The 17,381-nt window shown below is 63.3% G+C and carries 15 protein-coding genes; 9 read left to right on the forward strand and 6 right to left on the reverse strand.

The window, feature by feature from the left end:
* Positions 1 to 6: 6 nt before the first annotated feature.
* From NMG46_RS16605 to NMG46_RS16615, 3 genes are all read right to left on the reverse strand, one after another.
* On the reverse strand, positions 7 to 930 hold the full coding sequence (locus tag NMG46_RS16605; RefSeq protein WP_254818724.1) for a carbohydrate ABC transporter permease: 924 nt from the start codon (positions 928 to 930) through the stop codon (positions 7 to 9).
* Between the two features lie 150 nt (positions 931 to 1,080).
* A complete protein-coding gene (locus NMG46_RS16610) occupies positions 1,081 to 2,526 on the reverse strand; it encodes an ABC transporter substrate-binding protein (RefSeq protein WP_254818725.1) in 1,446 nt (481 codons plus the stop codon).
* Positions 2,527 to 2,570: 44 nt separating this feature from the next.
* Positions 2,571 to 3,545, reverse strand: coding sequence for a sugar-binding transcriptional regulator (locus NMG46_RS16615; protein ID WP_254818726.1), 975 nt, complete (start codon positions 3,543 to 3,545; stop codon positions 2,571 to 2,573).
* Positions 3,546 to 3,769: 224 nt separating this feature from the next.
* Here NMG46_RS16615 and NMG46_RS16620 point away from each other — a divergent pair, with 224 nt between their 5' ends.
* The 7 genes from NMG46_RS16620 to NMG46_RS16650 all read left to right on the forward strand — a co-directional run bounded on the left by NMG46_RS16620 (position 3,770) and on the right by NMG46_RS16650 (position 11,741).
* Positions 3,770 to 4,813, forward strand: coding sequence for a LacI family DNA-binding transcriptional regulator (locus NMG46_RS16620; protein WP_254818727.1), 1,044 nt, complete (start codon positions 3,770 to 3,772; stop codon positions 4,811 to 4,813).
* A gap of 30 nt (positions 4,814 to 4,843) precedes the next feature.
* The gene (locus NMG46_RS16625; protein WP_254818728.1) at positions 4,844 to 6,118 is read left to right on the forward strand and encodes an ABC transporter substrate-binding protein; all 1,275 of its coding nucleotides are present in this window, start codon (positions 4,844 to 4,846) and stop codon (positions 6,116 to 6,118) included.
* Positions 6,119 to 6,194: 76 nt separating this feature from the next.
* Positions 6,195 to 7,040 carry a carbohydrate ABC transporter permease gene (locus tag NMG46_RS16630; protein ID WP_254818729.1) on the forward strand — a complete coding sequence of 282 codons (846 nt, stop codon included), beginning with the start codon at positions 6,195 to 6,197 and terminating at the stop codon, positions 7,038 to 7,040.
* Positions 7,037 to 7,879 carry a carbohydrate ABC transporter permease gene (locus NMG46_RS16635; RefSeq protein ID WP_254818730.1) on the forward strand — a complete coding sequence of 281 codons (843 nt, stop codon included), beginning with the start codon at positions 7,037 to 7,039 and terminating at the stop codon, positions 7,877 to 7,879. The genes NMG46_RS16630 and NMG46_RS16635 overlap by 4 nt, the downstream gene beginning before the upstream one ends.
* A 21-nt stretch (positions 7,880 to 7,900) precedes the next feature.
* A complete protein-coding gene (locus NMG46_RS16640; protein ID WP_254818731.1) occupies positions 7,901 to 8,941 on the forward strand; it encodes an ABC transporter ATP-binding protein in 1,041 nt (346 codons plus the stop codon).
* Positions 8,942 to 8,963: 22 nt separating this feature from the next.
* Complete coding sequence (locus tag NMG46_RS16645; protein ID WP_254818732.1) at positions 8,964 to 10,244, forward strand: amylo-alpha-1,6-glucosidase; 1,281 nt, start codon at positions 8,964 to 8,966, stop codon at positions 10,242 to 10,244.
* Positions 10,245 to 10,325: 81 nt separating this feature from the next.
* Complete coding sequence (locus tag NMG46_RS16650; RefSeq protein ID WP_254818733.1) at positions 10,326 to 11,741, forward strand: FAD-binding oxidoreductase; 1,416 nt, start codon at positions 10,326 to 10,328, stop codon at positions 11,739 to 11,741.
* 35 nt (positions 11,742 to 11,776) lie between these two features.
* On the opposite strand, the gene NMG46_RS16655 is transcribed toward NMG46_RS16650, so the two are convergent.
* From NMG46_RS16655 to NMG46_RS16665, 3 genes are all read right to left on the reverse strand, one after another.
* Positions 11,777 to 12,706, reverse strand: coding sequence for a pseudouridine-5'-phosphate glycosidase (locus tag NMG46_RS16655; RefSeq protein WP_254818734.1), 930 nt, complete (start codon positions 12,704 to 12,706; stop codon positions 11,777 to 11,779).
* 12 nt (positions 12,707 to 12,718) lie between these two features.
* Positions 12,719 to 13,828: a carbohydrate kinase gene (locus NMG46_RS16660; RefSeq protein WP_254818735.1), complete on the reverse strand. Its 1,110-nt coding sequence runs from the start codon at positions 13,826 to 13,828 to the stop codon at positions 12,719 to 12,721.
* Positions 13,829 to 14,057: 229 nt separating this feature from the next.
* The gene (locus NMG46_RS16665; protein ID WP_254818736.1) at positions 14,058 to 14,906 is read right to left on the reverse strand and encodes a MurR/RpiR family transcriptional regulator; all 849 of its coding nucleotides are present in this window, start codon (positions 14,904 to 14,906) and stop codon (positions 14,058 to 14,060) included.
* A gap of 186 nt (positions 14,907 to 15,092) precedes the next feature.
* Here NMG46_RS16665 and murA point away from each other — a divergent pair, with 186 nt between their 5' ends.
* Together murA and NMG46_RS16675 are read left to right on the forward strand one after the other, a co-directional pair.
* Positions 15,093 to 16,349: a UDP-N-acetylglucosamine 1-carboxyvinyltransferase gene (murA, locus tag NMG46_RS16670; protein WP_254818737.1), complete on the forward strand. Its 1,257-nt coding sequence runs from the start codon at positions 15,093 to 15,095 to the stop codon at positions 16,347 to 16,349.
* Positions 16,346 to 17,236, forward strand: coding sequence for an N-acetylglucosamine kinase (locus NMG46_RS16675; protein WP_254818738.1), 891 nt, complete (start codon positions 16,346 to 16,348; stop codon positions 17,234 to 17,236). Before murA ends, NMG46_RS16675 begins: the two co-directional genes overlap by 4 nt.
* Positions 17,237 to 17,381: the final 145 nt, after the last annotated feature.

Consider the following 17,381-nt stretch of genomic DNA (forward strand, 5'->3'; position numbering starts at 1 on the left):
AGCCTCCTATGCATGGCCGCGGGCGCGTTCGCGCAGCCGCAGCCAGTTCTTGATGAAAATGTTCGAGAGGAAATAGGTGATCGCCCACAGGATGATCATCAGTGCTGCCGAGCGGCCGACATTGGTCGACTGGAAGAAGTTGAGATAGGCCTCCACCTGGAAGACGGTCAGCGTATCGCCCGGCCCGCCTTGGGTCATGGCGTAGATGATGTCGAACTGCTGGATTGAATCGAGCAGGCGGAACAGCGTCGCTGTCAGGATATAGGGGGTCAGCATCGGCAGGGTGATGCGGAAGAAGACGAAGCTGCGCGGCACGCCGTCGAGTGCTGCCGCCTCAAAGGGCTGCGTCGGCAGGCTGCGCAGCCCGGCAAGCAGCAGGATCATGATGAAAGGCGTGTAGACCCAGATGTCGACAAGGACGACGGTGAGCAATGCCGTCGACGGAGACGAGGCCCAGCGGAAATCCTGCAGCCCGATCAGGCTGGCGAGATAGCTGAGCACACCGAAGCCGGGATTGGTCATCAGCTTCCACATCAGCGCGGCGAGCGCCGGCGCCGTCATCAGCGGCATCAACAGCATGATCGAGATGAAGTTGTTTAGCGTCGAGCGCTTCTGCAGCAGCATGGCGATGCCGAGACCGAGAAGCAGCTCGAGCACGACGGTGATGCCGGCGTAGAGCAGCGAAATCTCCAGCGTATTCCAGAACTTCGGGTCGGTGAAGAAGGAGATATAGTTGTCGCCCCAGTTGAACTGCCGCGCCCAGGGTTGGCTCAACCGGTAGCGCTGGAACGAATAGACCACCGAGGTCAGGAACGGGATCAGGATTCCGATGCAGACCAGCAGGGCCGGCAGGCTGAGGAGGTAAGGCAGCACTCGCTTGCTGATCCTGAAGCCCGACGGCCTGTTTCTTTGTATTGTCGCCGCAGTCATCTGCTGCTCCGTCATCCTGTTGCTTCGCCGTCCCGGCCGCCCAAGGGAGCAAGGCGGCCGGTCGGGCGAGCAGGCGGCACCTTTCGGGACCGCGTCGCAAACGATCACATCTCAAAGGCTGGCCCGCGACGGGCCAGCCTTTGCCGCGCCTTAGCCGAGCCCGGCTTCCTTGAGCTGGCCGTTGATGCTCTCGGCCAGCTTGTCGAGGCCCTCGTCGACCGGCACTTCCTTGGCCACCATCTTCTGCAGCGTCGCCGCCCATTCGGTGGTGAGATCGAAGAACAGCGGCTGCGGAGTGAACTTGATGCTGGCGCCCGGTGCCGAGACGTCGAACATCTCGACATAACCGGGATAACTCTTGTTCAACTTGTCCCGGAACATCTGGTCGTTCCAGACCGACTGGCGGACCGGATTGACGAAGTCCATCTTGGTCGCACCGAACAGTGCATGCTCGGGTCCGGATGCCCATTGCATGAAGTACCAGGTGGCGTCCTTGTCCTTGGAGAAGTTGGACATCGACAGCGACCAGATCCAGATATTGGGCGTCGGTGCCTTGGCGGCGGGATTGGCCTTGAACGCCGCGAAGGCGAGCTTGCCGGCCATCTTGTTATCGCCGCCATTCATGAAGTAGCCGAGAATGTCGGCATCGTAGATCATCGCCGAGGCGCCTGCACCGAGATCGGTGCCGACCTGGTACCAGGTGTAGGTCGACCAGTCCTTCGGGCCGCTCTCCTGAATCATCTGGACCCACTGTTTGTGGAAAGCCTTGGATTCGGCGGTGCTCATCGCGGCCGACAGCTTGCCGTCAGCCGAGACGTTCAGGTCCTTCTGGTCGAAATTGGCGTAGGCCGACAGGAAGCCCGGGTGGATCGTTGCCCAGGAGCGCGAGCCGCGCACGCCGATGCCGTAGACGCCACCGCCGACGTCCTTGGTGAGCTTCGCCGCCGTAGCGACCATCTCATCCATATTGCCGGGAACGCTGACGCCGACCTTGTCGAACATGCCCTTGTTGTAGGTGATGTTGTTCTGTTCGAAACCCCACGGAATGCACCACTGCTTGGCGTCGTCGGAACCGAGCACTCCGCCAGGCTGGCCGTTCCAGGCGCAGGACTTCCTGACGCCGGGCAGGAAGTCGTCCCAGGCATATTTCGGGTTGGTCTTGGCCGGATCCTTGATCCATTCGTTGAGGTCGGTGATCCAGCCGGCCGGGCCGTAGGTCCAGGTCATGTAGGCGCCCGTCATGAAAGCATCGTATTCGGGCGAGCTGGCCGACAGCGCGGCGGTAACCTTGTCGAAATAGACGTCTTCGGGGAACACGTCATAGACGACATTCATGCCGGTCAACTGCTTGAAATTGTCGAGGTTGGCGATCATCGCATCGGCGTAAGGATGCTTGTTGAGCAACAGCTTGATGGTCTTGCCCTTATGCGCCTGCCAGTCGAAATCAGCCGCCAGGGCGCGGGTCTGCCCGAAATTGAGCAGTGTGCCGGCGGTGCTGGCGGCAAGGCCCATTGCACCGAGGCCCTTGATCAGCCCACGGCGGTCGACTTGTCCACGCAGGAACGCGTCGATGAGGTCTTTCTCTTTCTCATGCATTTCTCTTCTCCTCCACAGGGTAGTTTCAACGAAATGGTTGCCGGCTACCCGACCGGCGTCTGTTCCACGAGCGATCGCGCCGTCCGCTCGTCGGTTATCAAGCCTTTGAGATAGCGGCCCTCCAGCACTGATTTGATGGCACGAACCTTCACCTTGCCGCCGGCAACGGCGACAATCCTGCGGTTGCTGATGTCTTCGCGCGCCAGCGCCAGCGCCCGGTCGGAAAGCGTCGTCGCAACGGCCTTTCCCGCGTTATCGAAGAAATGCCCGAGCAGTTCGCCGACGCCGCCATTGCGGCGGATCTCCTCCATTTCGCCCTTCTCGATCATACCGGTGGCGACAAGCGAGGCCTCACGCTCGGCGGTGCCGATGCCGGCGATGAGCAAGTCGGCGGACTTGGCGAGGTCGAAGACATCGCTGACGCCCTTCTGCCCGAGCAACACGGTTCGATCCTCGACCGTGTTGGCGAACATCGGTACGGGCATCACATAGGCCTCCGCACCGGTCCGTTCGGCGACGCGGTGGATGACGTCATGCGGATTGGCCGAGAACTTGCGCGTCAGGCCGCCAAGCAGCGAGACGAAACGGATCCGGCCGGCCGATATGCGCGGCAGATACTCCACGCAGGCGGCAAGCGTGCGGCCGTGGCCGACGCCGATCAGCGCCTCTTCGCCGCGTTCGATCTCGCGCTTGAGAAACTGCGCGCCTGCGATGCCGAGCGCCTTGAGCGGCAGGTCTTCGGCATCGAAGTCCGGAACTACCTCGCAATAGTCGAGGCCGTAGCGGCTGGACAACTCGTCCTCAAGCTCCACGCATTCGGAGACTTCGCCGTCGATATAGACTTTGACCAGGCCTTCCTGATTGGCCTTGGTGATCAGGCGATGCGCCTTGAGGCTGGTCAGGCCGAGCCGCTTGGCGACCTCCGACTGGGTCAGGCCGCCGGCATAGTGAAGCCAGGCGGCACGGGCTGCCATACCTGTCTCATCGTCGCGCAGCAGGCCGTTGCCAAAACCAACCATTTCCGCCCTTTGATATTTTTATCAGTTGCTGCAAAATTTTTCACAAGGCGTCGCGCGAGTCAAGCAACCGCTGCGTTTAAATCGCCGACCAGGAGCTTGCGGGCCGGGGTCGATAGGGCCGCTACCCAACGGGCAAGAAATCACATCGACCGCGCACCATTTAAAACGTTTGCAATTTCTCTTGAAGTGATTACAAACGTTTCAAACTTCGTTCGGGAGGAACGATGCCGGCCCGCGTTACCACCCTCAAGGAACTTGCTGCGCAGCTCGGCCTGTCAATCACCACCGTTTCGCGGGCCCTTGCCGGCCACGAGCAGATCGCCTTGAAAACGCGCCAACGTGTCACCGAGGCCGCGCGCCTGGCCGGCTATGTGCCGAATACCGCAGCCCGCACGCTGGTCTCCGGCCGCAGCGGCTTTGTCGGCATGGTGCTGCCGATCCGCGGCCCCAATCTGGTCGATTCCTTCCTCGGCGAATTCGTCACAGGGCTCGGCGAAGGGCTGGTTTCGCACGGCTCCGACCTGATCCTGGCCGCAGCGGCGCAGGGCCAGTCGGAACTTTCCGTGCTTCGCCATGTAGTCGAATCGGGCCGCGCCGACGGGGTCGTCGTCACCCGTATCGCCGAGGTCGACGAGCGGCTTGCCTATTTGCGCCAACGCAATTTCCCGTTCGTCGCGCATGGCAGGCTGCTCGACGGCGACTTTGCCTACCATTGGCTCGATACCGATGGCGCACATGCTTTCGGCGAAGCCTTCGACATGCTCTACGACCTCGGACACCGGCATTTCGGCCTGGTGACGATTTCCGAGCCGATGACGTTTCGCCATCTTAGGCAGGATGGGCTCGCCGCCGCGATCGCCCGCCGGGGCGATCCGTCGGTCAGGCTCGATGTGGCGACGGCGCCGCGTTTCGATCGCGGTGCCCGCACCCAGGCGATCAACCGGCTGCTGCACGCTGCCGAGCGGCCGACGGCCATTGTCGCGTTGTTCGACGAGCTGGCGCTGACGGTCATGGAAGAGGCGGGGCGCGCCGGACTTGCCATTCCTCACGACCTGTCGGTGATCGGCTTCGACAACATAGCCGCCTCCGCCTATGCGCCGCCGGGGCTGACCACTTTCGACGCCTCGATCCGCCAGTGCGCGCGCGAGATCGGCGAGATGCTGCTGACCGTCATCGGCGACAGGCCGACCACGCCGCTGACGCGGCTGGTGCGGCCGACACTTGTCTCGCGGGCAAGCCATGGCCCGGCACCTACAGGACGGAACTGACGCCTTAGCGGCGCACAACCAGGGAGGAAGATGACGATGAATGCGTTGAGGACATTGGCAGGTGCGGTGCTGGCGTTGTCGCTTGCTGCTGGCGCAGCACAAGCCCAGCAGGTGTTGTTCTGGTCGACACAGGCGCGACCAGTGGAAGAGACACAGAAGATGCGCAGCGAAGTGCTGAAGGGGTTTGACGGCCAGGTTGACTATCAGGTCGCCGAGGACGGGCCCTGGCTCACCCGCCTTCAGGCCGAACTGCAGGCCGGCTCCGGCACCATAGGTGTGCTCGGCGGCCTGCACGGAGACTTCTCCACCGTGGGCGCGAACCTTGTCGATCTCTCTGGCGTCGATCTCGGTGGCGTCAAGGTCAACGAGACCTACAAGAAGCTCGGCATGCTCGGCACCGGCGAGCAGAAGTACCTGCCATGGATGCAGGCCACCTTTCTGATGGCGGCAAACAAACAGGCGCTGCAATATCTGCCGGCCGGCACCGATCTCAACACCATCACTTATGACCAACTGATCGAGTGGACGAAAAACATGGCGGAAAAGACCGGTTCGCCCAAGTTCGGGTTTCCGGCCGGCCCGAAAGGGCTGAAGCATCGTTTCTTCGAGGGTTTTCTCCTTCCGTCCTATACCGGTTCGATGGTGACCAAGTTCCGCTCGGCGGAGGCCGAGACGGCGTGGAACAAATTCAAGGAGTTGTGGCAGTACACCAACCCGAATTCGACCAACTATGCCTTCATGCAGGAGCCGCTGCTGACCGGCGAAGTCTGGGTGGCATTCGACCACGTGGCGCGGCTTGCCGACGCCTTCAACCAGAAACCCAATGACTTCGTCGCCTTTCCGGCGCCGGCTGGCCCGGCAGGCCGCGGCTACATGCCGGTGGTGGCCGGTGTCGCTATCCCGAAGACCTCGCCTGACATGGACAAGGCCAAGGCGCTGGTCGCCTATATGCTGAAACCGGAAACCCAGATCGCGACGCTGAAGGCGACAAACTTCTTCCCCATCGTCGACGTCAAGCTGCCCGACGACATGCCGGCCTCGGTGAAGGCCTTCAGCCCAGTGATCGCCACCATGACCGGAGCTCCCGATGCGTTGCCGGCGCTGCTGCCGATGGGACTTGGCGGCCTCGGCGGCAAATTCAATCAGATCTACACCGACAGCTTCGAGCGCATCGTGCTCGGCGGCGAGGATGTGCACGGCGTGCTCGACGAACAGGCGACGGCGCTGAAAGCGATCATCGAACAGGCGAAGGCGCCGTGCTGGGCGCCCGACAAGCCATCGCAAGGCGCCTGCCCGGTCGATTAGGAATCCTCCCTGGGCGTCCGGATTTCCAGCGCGCCGGGCGCCCGCCCGTTTTCAAGCGTCGAATAGAGAGCGCTCCATGCACGGCAAGGCCCTTCCCTATCTGCTGCTGATGCCGGCGACGCTGTTCCTCTGCGTCTTCTTCCTCTATCCGTTCGCGCTGGTCGCCTTCGAGGCGTTCACCCGCGACGGCGGCTTTACGCTCGACAATTTCCGCACCATGGCGGGCAGCTGGAAGTTTCCGGTCACTGTCCGCAACACGCTGCTGCTGAGCGCCATCGTCGTGCCGATCCAACTGGTGATGGCGCTGCTGATGGCAACGATGGTGTCGCGGCTTGAAACCGGGCGCAGCACCGCGCTTTACATCTTCGCTATTCCGCTCGGCATCTCCGATCTCGCCGCCGGGCTGATCTGGCTCGCCATCTTCGACCAGTCCGGCTTCCTGAACACCTTGCTCTCCAATCTCGGCGTCATCGACAGGCCGGTTATGTTTCTCGGCTACCAGAGCAAGCTGACGATCTTCATCGCCGTGGCGCTGGCCGAGATCTGGCGCGCGACCGCCATCATGATGGTCATTCTGGTCGCCGGCATGGGGCTGATCCCCCGGGAATACTACGAGGCGGCGGAGGTTTTTGGCGCTAGCCCGTGGAAGCGCTTCATCAAGATCACGCTGCCTCTGCTGCGCCCAAGCCTGCAGACGGCGATCATTCTGCGCGTCATCCTTGCCTTTGAAGTCTTTGCTGTGGTTGCAGCACTCGGCGGCACCAATCTGCCGGTGCTGATGGGCGAGACCTACAATTGGCAGTTCACGCTGCAGGACCGCAATGTCGCCGCCGCCATGGCGCTGTTCATCCTCGCCATCTCGATCGGTTTCACGCTGTTCTTCCTGCGGGTGCTGCGTGTGCCGAAGGAGGCGCGGATATGAGCACGGTCGCGGAGCTCTCGATCGCCGCGCCTGAGGCCCGCAAAGCCGGTAACTGGTTGCTGGTCGCCACCGTCATCCTGCTTTGCGTCTGGGTGCTGCTGCCGATCTATCTGTTGATCGTCAACGCGCTGTCGTCGCCGGAACAGGTGACCGCCTTTCCCAAGCGCTTCTTCCCGTCATTCGATTTCGGCAGCCTTTCTTTCTTCATCAATTTCGCCGGTGTCGCCAAGGCGCTGTGGAACTCCGTTCTCGTCGCCACGCTGACGATGCTGCTCTCGATCGGCTTCGGCGCACCCGCGGGCTACGCGCTGTCGCGCTTCGATTTCCCAGGCAAGGAAACGTTCCGTTTCCTCGTGCTGATGACCCGCGCCTTCCCGCTGCCGCTGCTGGCGCTGCCGCTGGCGGTGATGTTCATCCGCACTGGCCTCGACGATACCGCGATCGGGCTGGCGCTGGTCCACACCACGCTGGCGCTGCCGTTTGCGGTGCTGATCACCTTCTCGCTGTTCTCCGGCATCCCAGTCGAGCTGGAGGAAGCTGCCTGGACGCTCGGCTGCACGAGATTGCAGGCATTCCGAAAAGTCATTCTGCCGCTGGCGCTGCCGGGCATCGCGGCGTCAGCGGTGTTTGCCTTCACCATCTCCTGGAACGAGGTGTTTGCCGCCGCAGTGCTCACCATAGAGAACCGGACGCTGACCGCCTTCCTGTTGCAGAGCCTCGGCGAGTCGCCGCTCTACCTCAAATTCGCCGGCGGTGCTGCCTTGGTTATCCCGGCTCTGATCTTCATCTTCGCCGTCCGCAAATATCTGTTCGCCATGTGGGGGATCGCCAATCGATGACGCGCACAAAAGAGAACGCCGATGGCTGAGATCGTCATCAAGCAGGTGGCAAAACGTTTCGGCGGCTTCACCGCGCTGCATTCGATCGACCTGACCATCACCGACCAGGAATTCATGGTGCTGCTTGGCGCCTCGGGCTGCGGCAAGACCACACTGCTGAGGATCGTCGCCGGGCTGGAAACGCCAAGCCAGGGCGAGGTCTGGATCGGCGGCCGTCGCGTCGACCATCTGCCGCCGCGCGACCGCGGCATCGCCATGGTGTTCCAGAATTACGCGGTCTTTCCGCACCTGACGGTATTCGAGAACATCGCCTTCGGCCTGCGCATGAAGAAGCTGCCGCAGCAGGAGGTCGACGGGCGCGTCAACCGCACCGCGGAGCTCATGCATATCGAGCAGCTTTTGAAGCGCTATTCGGGCCAGCTTTCCGGCGGCCAGCGCCAGCGTGTGGCCGTCGCCCGCGCGCTCGCCATGGAGCCCGATGTGATCCTGATGGACGAGCCGCTGTCGAACCTCGACGCGCTGCTCAGGCTCGAAATGCGGGCCGAGCTCAAGGGCGTGCTGGCGGCGTCCAAGACCACCACCATCTACGTTACCCACGACCAGGTCGAGGCGATGAGCCTCGCCGACCGCATCGCCGTCATGCATCAGGGCCGTATCGTCCAGGCCGCCTCGCCGGTAGAGGTCTACCGCAATCCGGCGGCCCGCTTCGTCGGCTCCTTCATCGGCAACCCGCCGATGAATTTCATCCCGGCGACGAAGACGGCGAACGGCAGCTGGACCGTCGCCGGCCTGACGCTGCCCGGCCCCAAATCGGACAAGCAGACGATAGAGTTCGCCATTCGCCCCGAGGATGTGGACGCCGGCAACGAAGGTATTAACGCCACCGTGCGCGTCGTCGAGCCGCTCGGACCGCACACGCTGGTCACCTGCGATGTCGAGGGCGGCCTGTTTCGCGCCATCCTCGAATCGAATGCCGCGGTCGCGGTCGGCGATCATCTTCGGCTTGCTCCCAAACCCGACCGCATCCGCTGGTTCGATCCCGAAACCACGAACGCCCTTTGATCCTGAAAGTACGAACGCCTCAATGATATCTCTTGCCATTGACGAAACCATCGCCCGCGCCGTCGAGGTGCTCAGGGAAAACGACCAAGGCACCTACACCATACCGACCAAGGGCCTCTACCCGTTCCAGTGGAATTGGGATTCCTGCCTGACCGCCCTCGGTCTTGCCCACTATGACGAGGCCCGAGCCTGGACCGAGATCGACACGCTGTTCGCTCACCAGTGGCCGGACGGCATGGTGCCGCACATCGTCTTCCACGTCTGGAGCGACGGCTATTTCCCCGGGCCGGAGGTCTGGCGAACGGACCGCCCGACCGCCACCTCGGGCATCACCCAGCCGGCAGTCGCCGGCTTTGCCGTGCGCCGTCTGTTCGATCAGGCCAAGGACAAGAAACTGGCGGCCCAGCGCGCCCGTGCGCTGCTGCCGAAAATCGATGCCTGGCATCGCTGGTTCTACGAAAATCGCGACCCGAACGGCGAAGGGCTGGTCGCCATAATTCACCCATGGGAGTCCGGCCGCGACAACTCGATCGACTGGGACGAGGCGTTCGAGCGCGTGCCGACCGAAGGCGTCGAGCCCTACACCCGCCGCGACATCCTGCACGCCGACCCTGCGCATCGACCGACCAGGGCCCAGTACGATCGCTATATCTGGCTGCTGCAGCATTTCCGCGAACTTGGTTGGGACAACGCCCGGCTGCACGATGCCTCGCCCTTCCAGGTCGTCGATCCCGGCTTCAACGCCATCCTGATCCGTTCCGCCGCCGACCTTGCCGATCTCGCCGATACACTTGGCGAAACCGAAATCGCAGAAGCCAACCGCGCCCGTGCCGAAAAGGGGCTTTCAACAATGGAACGGCTGTGGAGCGACACACATGGCCAGTACATTTGTTTCGACCGAGTGGCCGGAAAGCTCGTGGACAGCGCGTCGGTCGGCGGCATTCTGCCGGTGTTTTCGGCCATTCCGGAAAGCCGGGCAGCGGCCATCGCTGCAACGATCGAGCGCATCGCCGGCAAAGCGCGTTACATCGTCCCCTCGCACGATCCTGGCGATAGACGCTTCGACCCAAAGCGCTACTGGCGCGGCCCGGTCTGGCTGGTGGTCAACTACATGATCGCCGACGGCCTTGCCGCCGCCGGCCACAGCCAAATCGCACAACGGATCACGCAATCCAGTCTCGACCTGATCGCCGAGAGCGGTTTTGCCGAATATTACGGTCCCCTCAGCGGCGAGCCGCTCGGCGGCGATCGCTTCACCTGGACCGCGGCGATGGTCATCGAGTTCCTGAAGGCTCGAGGCTGACGGCCGGTCGCGATTGGCAGTCCCGCAAGGTTTGACAACCAGCAGTCCGTGTCTATCGTCGGCCTTTTCCAGGAGCGGCGCATGATGACAACATCCGTGAGCGCTCTGTCCCCGCTGACCGCCGAGCTTCTGTCGCGGCTGGAAAAGCGGCTGGACAGGTCAGCGATTGTCTCGGCTGAGGAGGCCGGACCACGCTACCGGGAAGATCCCGACGGCAAGGACGGCGCGCCGCCGGCGATCGTCTTGCGTCCACGCACGACCGGCGAGGTGTCGGACATTCTGCGCCTGTGCAACGCGGCCGGGCAGAGGCTCGTCGTCCAGGGTGGCCGCACCGGTCTTGCGGGCGCGGCGCGCATCCAGCCCGGCGAGGCGGTGCTGTCGCTGGAGCGCATGACGGCGGTCGCGGCGCCCGACCGCGAGGCGGCGACGATCGTCGCCGAGGCCGGCGCGCCGCTGCAAATGGTGCAGGACGCGGCCGATGCGGCCGGCTTGCTTTTCGGCGTCGACATCGGCGCGCGCGGCACGGCCACCGTCGGCGGCAATGTCGCCACCAATGCCGGCGGCATTCGCGTGCTGCGCTACGGCATGTACCGCACGCAGGTGCTCGGTCTGGAGGCGGTGCTTGCCGACGGCAGTGTGCTCACGTCGCTCAAGGGCTTGCCAAAGGACAATTCCGGCTATGACCTCAACCAGCTCTTCATCGGCAGCGAAGGCACGCTCGGCGTGGTCACGCGCGCCTGCCTGCGGCTGCATCCCAAACCTGCCACCGAGGTAAATGCCTTCTGCGCACTTCCATCGCTCGATGCGGCGATTGCGCTGCTTGCGCAGCTCCGGCAGAAGCTTGGGCCGTTGCTCTCGGCCTATGAGGTGAACCTCGCGCCGCTCTATGGCGCCATGATCGCCGGCATGGAGGCGCCGGCGCCGCTGTCGGCCGGCTCGCCCGTCTATGTGCTGGCCGAGATACAGGGCAATGAGCCGGACCGCGACGGCGACCGCTTCGCCGCGGTGCTGATGCAGGCGGTCGAGGACGACGTGATCGACGACGTCGTCGTCTCGCAATCGCCGCGCGAATTCCGGGCGCTCTGGGCGGTGCGCGAGGAGGCCAACCGTTTCCTGTTTTCGATGGCAGGACTGATCGGCGTCGATATCAGCATCCCGCTGGCGAAAATGGCGACTTTCCCGCGCGAGACGGAAGCCGCTATCAAAGCCGTCGACCCGAGCGCCGACATCTACGTCTTCGGCCATCTCGGCGACGGCAACCTGCATTACCAGGTCCGCACCGTGGATCCGGCGGCCGCATACGAGATCATCTACCGGGGTGTGGCCGCGGCTGGCGGCGGCGTCTCGGCCGAGCATGGCATCGGCCTCGACAAGAAGGAATGGCTGCATCTGGTGCGCAGCGACTCCGAGATCGCGGCCATGCGCCGCCTGAAAGCGGCCTTCGACCCGAACAACATCCTCAATGCCGGGCGCATCTTCGACCTCGTGCCGGGCTGAAATCGAAGGCACGTAGCGCTGGCCGGACGCTGTCTCTATCTGGTCGCGCCCTTCAATTCCGCATGCGCAACTGCGATACGGGCAGCAAGCGCGGCGTTGTTGCGGACAAGCGCGATGTTGGCCTTCAGGCTGCGGCCTTGTGAAAGCTCGTTGATGCGGGCGAGCAGAAACGGCGTCAGTTCCTTGCGCCCGATGCCGCGCTTCTCAGCCTCAGCCACGGCCGCTGCGATCGTGCCGTCGATGAACGCCGGATCGAGCGCGTCCGCTTCGGGAATCGGGTTGGCGACGAGAATGCCGGTGCCGGATTCCATCTCGTCATGCAGCAGCATGGCTCGCGCGACCTCGTCGGGGGTATCGAGGCGATGGTCGGCCTTGAGCCCGCTGGAGCGGGTGTAGAAAGCCGGAAAATCATCGCTCCCATAGGCGATCACCGGCACGCGCTGAGTTTCCAGATATTCCAGCGTCTTCGCAATATCGAGTATCGACTTAACCCCGGCGCAGACGACGGTCGTGCCGGTCTGGCCGAGTTCGGTCAGGTCAGCGGAGATATCGAAAGTGGCTTCGGCGCCGCGATGCACGCCACCGACGCCGCCGGTCGCAAAAATACCGATCCCGGCTAAAGCGGCAATCCGCATCGTCGCCGAGACGGTGGTACCGGCCGAGCCGCCGCGCACCATGATTGCGGCGAGATCGCGCCCGGAAGCCTTGACCACGCCCTTTGCCGCTGCCAGCTCTTCCAGTTCACGGTCGTCGAGGCCAACCTTGATCTTGCCGGCGACCACTGCGATCGTGGCGGGCACGGCGCCGTTTTCACGCACCACGGTCTCGACACCACGGGCGGTTTCCAGATTGGCCGGATATGGCATGCCGTGGGTGATAATCGTCGATTCCAATGCCACCACCGCGCGGCCCTTATCAAGCGCAGCAGCGACTTCATCGTTCAAATGGACAAGGGAAGGTTTCATATCATCTCGCTTTCAGGCAGGAATGCGGTACATGCCGGCGGCAAGGAAGCGCGGCGACAGATCGGGGTGGACGCTGGATTCGCTCTCGGTGGTCAGTGTGGCAAGCAGCGCGCCGGTGCGCACGGCATGAGCGACCGGCTCACCCGAAAGCACCTTGTACAGGGTGCCGGCGATCATCGCGTCACCGGCGCCGGTGATGTCGACGGCTTGCGCCGGGACGGAGCGCATGGCCGTCACACCGCTCTCGGTCGCAACGGCAAATCCATGCGCGCCTGCGGTCACAATCACTTCGGCGGCGCCGGCCGCGCGCAGCCCCGCTGCTGCTCCCTCCGGCGTCAGCCGCTTGTCGGCATCCGTCACGCCGAGCATCGCGTTGGCTTCGTCATGATTGGTGAACAGAAGATCGATGCCGGTCAGGTCCTTCGACAGGCGCGCCGACTTCGGCGACGATACCGTGTCGACTGCGAGCTTGAAGCGCGCACCGTGCTTGCGCGAGATCAGCGCTGCGATGGTCGCGGCCGGCAGGTTGCAGTCGATGAACACCCATGTCGCCGAAGCCAGATGCGGCCAGAAACGGTCGAGATAGGACGGCAAAAACAGATCGAAGATCTCCATGTCGGCGATGCCGAGCACGAGATCGTTGTTGCGGTCGAGGATGGCCGCGTATTCGGCCGTCGGCCGCTCCGTGGTGGTGATGACCTGGCTGACATCGGCGCCGAAGTCACGCAAATGCCGCACCAGCGCCCGGCCAGTTTCATCCTCGCCGACGATCGAGACGAAGCTTATGTCGACGCCGAGGCGGGCAAGGTTTTCGGCGACGTTGCGGGCAACCCCGCCGAAGCTGCGATGGCCGTCGACCGGGTTCGATGTCTCGAAGATCAGATCCTTCTTGGCGTGGTATTTGCGGTCGAGCACCGCGCCGCCGATGCAGACCATACGTTTGGACGCCGGCAAGACATAGCCGCGGCCGAGAATGTAGCCCTTGTTGATGAGTTGCACGATGTGGGCGGCGACCGTCGATCGGGCAATGCCGAGCGCGGTTGCAATATCCTGCTGGCCGGCGAACGGATTCGCCGCAATGAGGTCGAGAACCGCTTGTTCTTGTGCTCCAAGGTCGTCCATCGCCTCACCTGGCCCCTCAAATTCGGGGCTGAATTCGATGTATGAAACAACAGATGATCTTGTCAACATTGGTTTGCCATGGCGGCGTTTGACCAATCGGCGCCCGCGGCTCTGCCGGCCGGAGAACGTGTGAGCGCATTGAACAAAGGTACTTCGGAGGACGAAACTCGCTCTTGTCGACGTGCAGCATCAGGGAGGAACAGAGGCCTTAACGCCACGCCGAAGACTGCTAAGCCTTCAGCACCGAGACGGCCAATTCGCTGTTGTGGACATATTCATTGGCGTCAGGCTGCTTCTGCACAAGCAGGATGAACAGCAGGTCGGTTAGCGTCAGTTGTGCATCACGCGCGGTTATCGATGAAGAGCGCGCGCGCTCTTCATCGGCGATCGTGTGGAGGCGAATGTCGGCAACCCGGCTCAGCGGACTGTCGCGAAGTCCCGTGACGGCGATAACGGTGGTGCCGCGTTTATGTGCGAGTTCAGCTATCCGCAGGGTTTCGATGCTCGCCCCGGAATAGGAGAGCGCGAATAACGCGTCGCCTCGTCCAAGCGTCGAGACATTGGCCATTTGCACATGGCTGTCGCTGTCGTGCAGCACGTTGCGGCCGAGCTTCATCAGCTTGTATGAGAAATCGCGCGCCACCAGCGAGGATGCGCCGACGCCTGCCAAATGAATGCGGCGCGCACCGTTCAACGCTTCGAGGGCCTTGCCGATTTCCTGCTCCGTGTTGGCCGCGACCGTCTGTTGCATCGACAAAAGCTTGCTGCCGATCAGCTTGCGCAGGATGACCAGATAGCTGTCGCCGACCTCGATCGAACCGTGGATCATGCCGGCCGGCACGTGCCATTCCTGCGACTTGGCCTCGCTGACGGCGAGCTTGAGCTCCTGATAGCTGGAATAGCCGAGCTTCTGGCTGAACTTGACGACGCTCGACTGGCTGCGGCCGATCTCGGCGGCAAGCGCCGCCGTCGACAGGCGCAGCATCTGGTCGGGATTATCGACGATGTAGCGCCCAATCTCGCGATCGCCGGGCGCCATGATTTCGAGCTTGGCCTCGATTTTCTTCAGGATGGACATGCGTTCACCTGTTGCCAGTCACGGACAATGCCAAACCAAGGAATAAATTATTCCGTCTCTGATTGACAGCCAAGAATGATCCATCAAATCTCTACCGGTGCGGTTGCGGCCCAGCCTTCGGGCAAGCCGACGATTCGGCCACGAAAGATCGTAGACTCGCCGACAGCTCGGGATTAGGTCAGAGCCATGGACAAATTGCGGATCGTCGGCGGGCACAGGCTTGAGGGCGCGGTGACGATCTCCGGCGCCAAGAACGCGGCCTTGCCGCAAATAGCGGCGGCGTTGCTCAGCCCTTATCCGCTGCAACTGACCAACCTGCCTGCGGTGACCGACGTCGACAACATGCTTGGCGTCGTCGGCCTTCATGGGGCCGAAGTCACCAGATCGGCGCATGCCGCCGCAATCGATACCAGTACTGCCGCTTCCAGGGAGACAAGCTACGATACAGTCAGGCGTATGCGCGCGACAGTGCTGGTGCTCGGCCCGCTGCTTGCCCGCTTCGGCCATGCCCGGGTTTCGCTGCCCGGCGGCTGCGCGATCGGCGCACGGCCGGTCGACATGCATGTCGCCGCACTCGCCGCACTTGGCGCCGACATTGCGATCGAAAACGGGCTGATCGTCGCGTCCGCGCCGGGCGGACTAAAAGGCGCGCGTATCGTTTTGAGCTCACCATCGGTCGGCGCGACCGAAACAGCGATGATGGCAGCGACGACTGCAAAGGGCGAAACCGAGATCCTCAATGCGGCGCGCGAACCGGAGGTGGCCGACCTTGCTGCCTGCTTGATCGCCATGGGCGCGCGGATCGAGGGCGCCGGCACGCACCGTATCCTGATCGCGGGCAGCACAGGCTGGCGCGCCGCCACGCACGACATCATCCCGGACCGGATAGAGGCCGGCACCTATGCCGTCGCGGCGGCTATCACCGGCGGTCAGCTCGAGCTGACCCACGCGCGGCTCGAGCACATGGCATCCGTCGTCCAGCTGCTCGAAACAGCCGGTGTGAAAATCTGGCCGGGCGACCGCGGGCTGATCGTATCGAGAGACGGGCCGCTCAAAGCCGTCGATGTGACGACGGAGCCCTATCCGGGCTTTCCGACCGATCTCCAAGCGCAGTTCATGGCGTTGATGTGCTGTGCCGAGGGCGCTTCGCTGTTGCGTGAGACGATCTTCGAGAACCGCTTCATGCATGTGCCTGAACTGATGCGGCTCGGCGCCAACATCAAGCTGCAAGGCACCATGGCGTTGGTGCGCGGAGGCGAGAAGCTGAAGGGCGCGCAAGTGATGGCCACCGACCTGCGCGCCTCCGTCTCGCTGGTGCTGGCAGCGCTGGTGTCCCAGGGTGAGACGACGATCAACCGCGTCTATCATCTCGATCGCGGCTATGAGCAGCTGGACCGCAAGCTCCGGCTTTGCGGCGCTCAGATCGAGCGGATAAGTGGATGAGTGCCGGCGCGGCGTCTTCGCATTATTTCCTGGGCGTCGATGGCGGCGGAACCGGCTGTCGGGCGCGTATCGAAGACGAGGCGGGAACCGTGCTCGGGCAAGGTCTCTCAGGTCCGGCGACAACGCGGCTCGGTATAGAGGCGGCCTGGGCCTCCGTTGCCAAAGCCTTTGGTGCTGCGATCAAAGAGGCAGGGTTCACGGCGACGAAAATCGCCAGGATCCGTGCCGGCGTCGGTCTTGCCGGCATCGGCCGCAAGGGGTCGCTTGAGGCGTTTCGTGCGATCTCCCATTCCTTTGCAAGTCTCGACTTCGTCAGCGACGGCGTCGCGGCTTGCCTGGGCGCGCATTCGGGCCAGGACGGCGCCATCGTCATAGCCGGGACCGGTTCGATCGGGCTCGGCTTTGTCGAAGGGCGCGACCTGCGTGTCGGCGGCTACGGTTTTCCGATTTCCGACGAGGGAAGCGGCGCCGATCTAGGGTTGAAAGCGGTACAGTTCGCCTTGCGCGCCCATGACGGCCGGCACGAGCGGACCGCGCTGCTGGCCGAGGTGATGCAGCGCTTCAAGGACGACCCGTTCGAGGCGGTGGCCTGGATGGACCGGGCCAGTGCAACGGACTATGCCGCCATGGCGCCGATGGTGATCCGCCATGCCGACCAGGGCGATCCGGCCGGTCGGCGGATCGTGCAAGGTGCTGCCGAGCAGATCGACACCTTCGTGCGGGTGCTGTTCGAAAAAGGCGCGCCGCGGGTTACGTTGCTCGGAGGGTTGTCCAGCCCGCTCGAGCCATGGCTCGCTCCCGACGTTCGCCGACGGCTGAAGCCGGCCGACGGTGATGCGGTTTCGGGAGCCATAATCCTGGCCAGAAAGTCGCTTTGCGGCGAGTAACGTGCTACTCAATGAGGAATATTTTATTCCTAAAATCCGTTGACAGCGGGAATACCGAATTCTAAAAAGTTAACTAAGCAGAAACAAGAGAGCCGGTCGCCTGCCGCGGGTACTGGACGTCGGCCGGCACGGCATCGCGTTCCCG

This window comes from Mesorhizobium sp. LMG 17147, assembly GCF_024297145.1.
GTDB lineage: Bacteria > Pseudomonadota > Alphaproteobacteria > Rhizobiales > Rhizobiaceae > Mesorhizobium.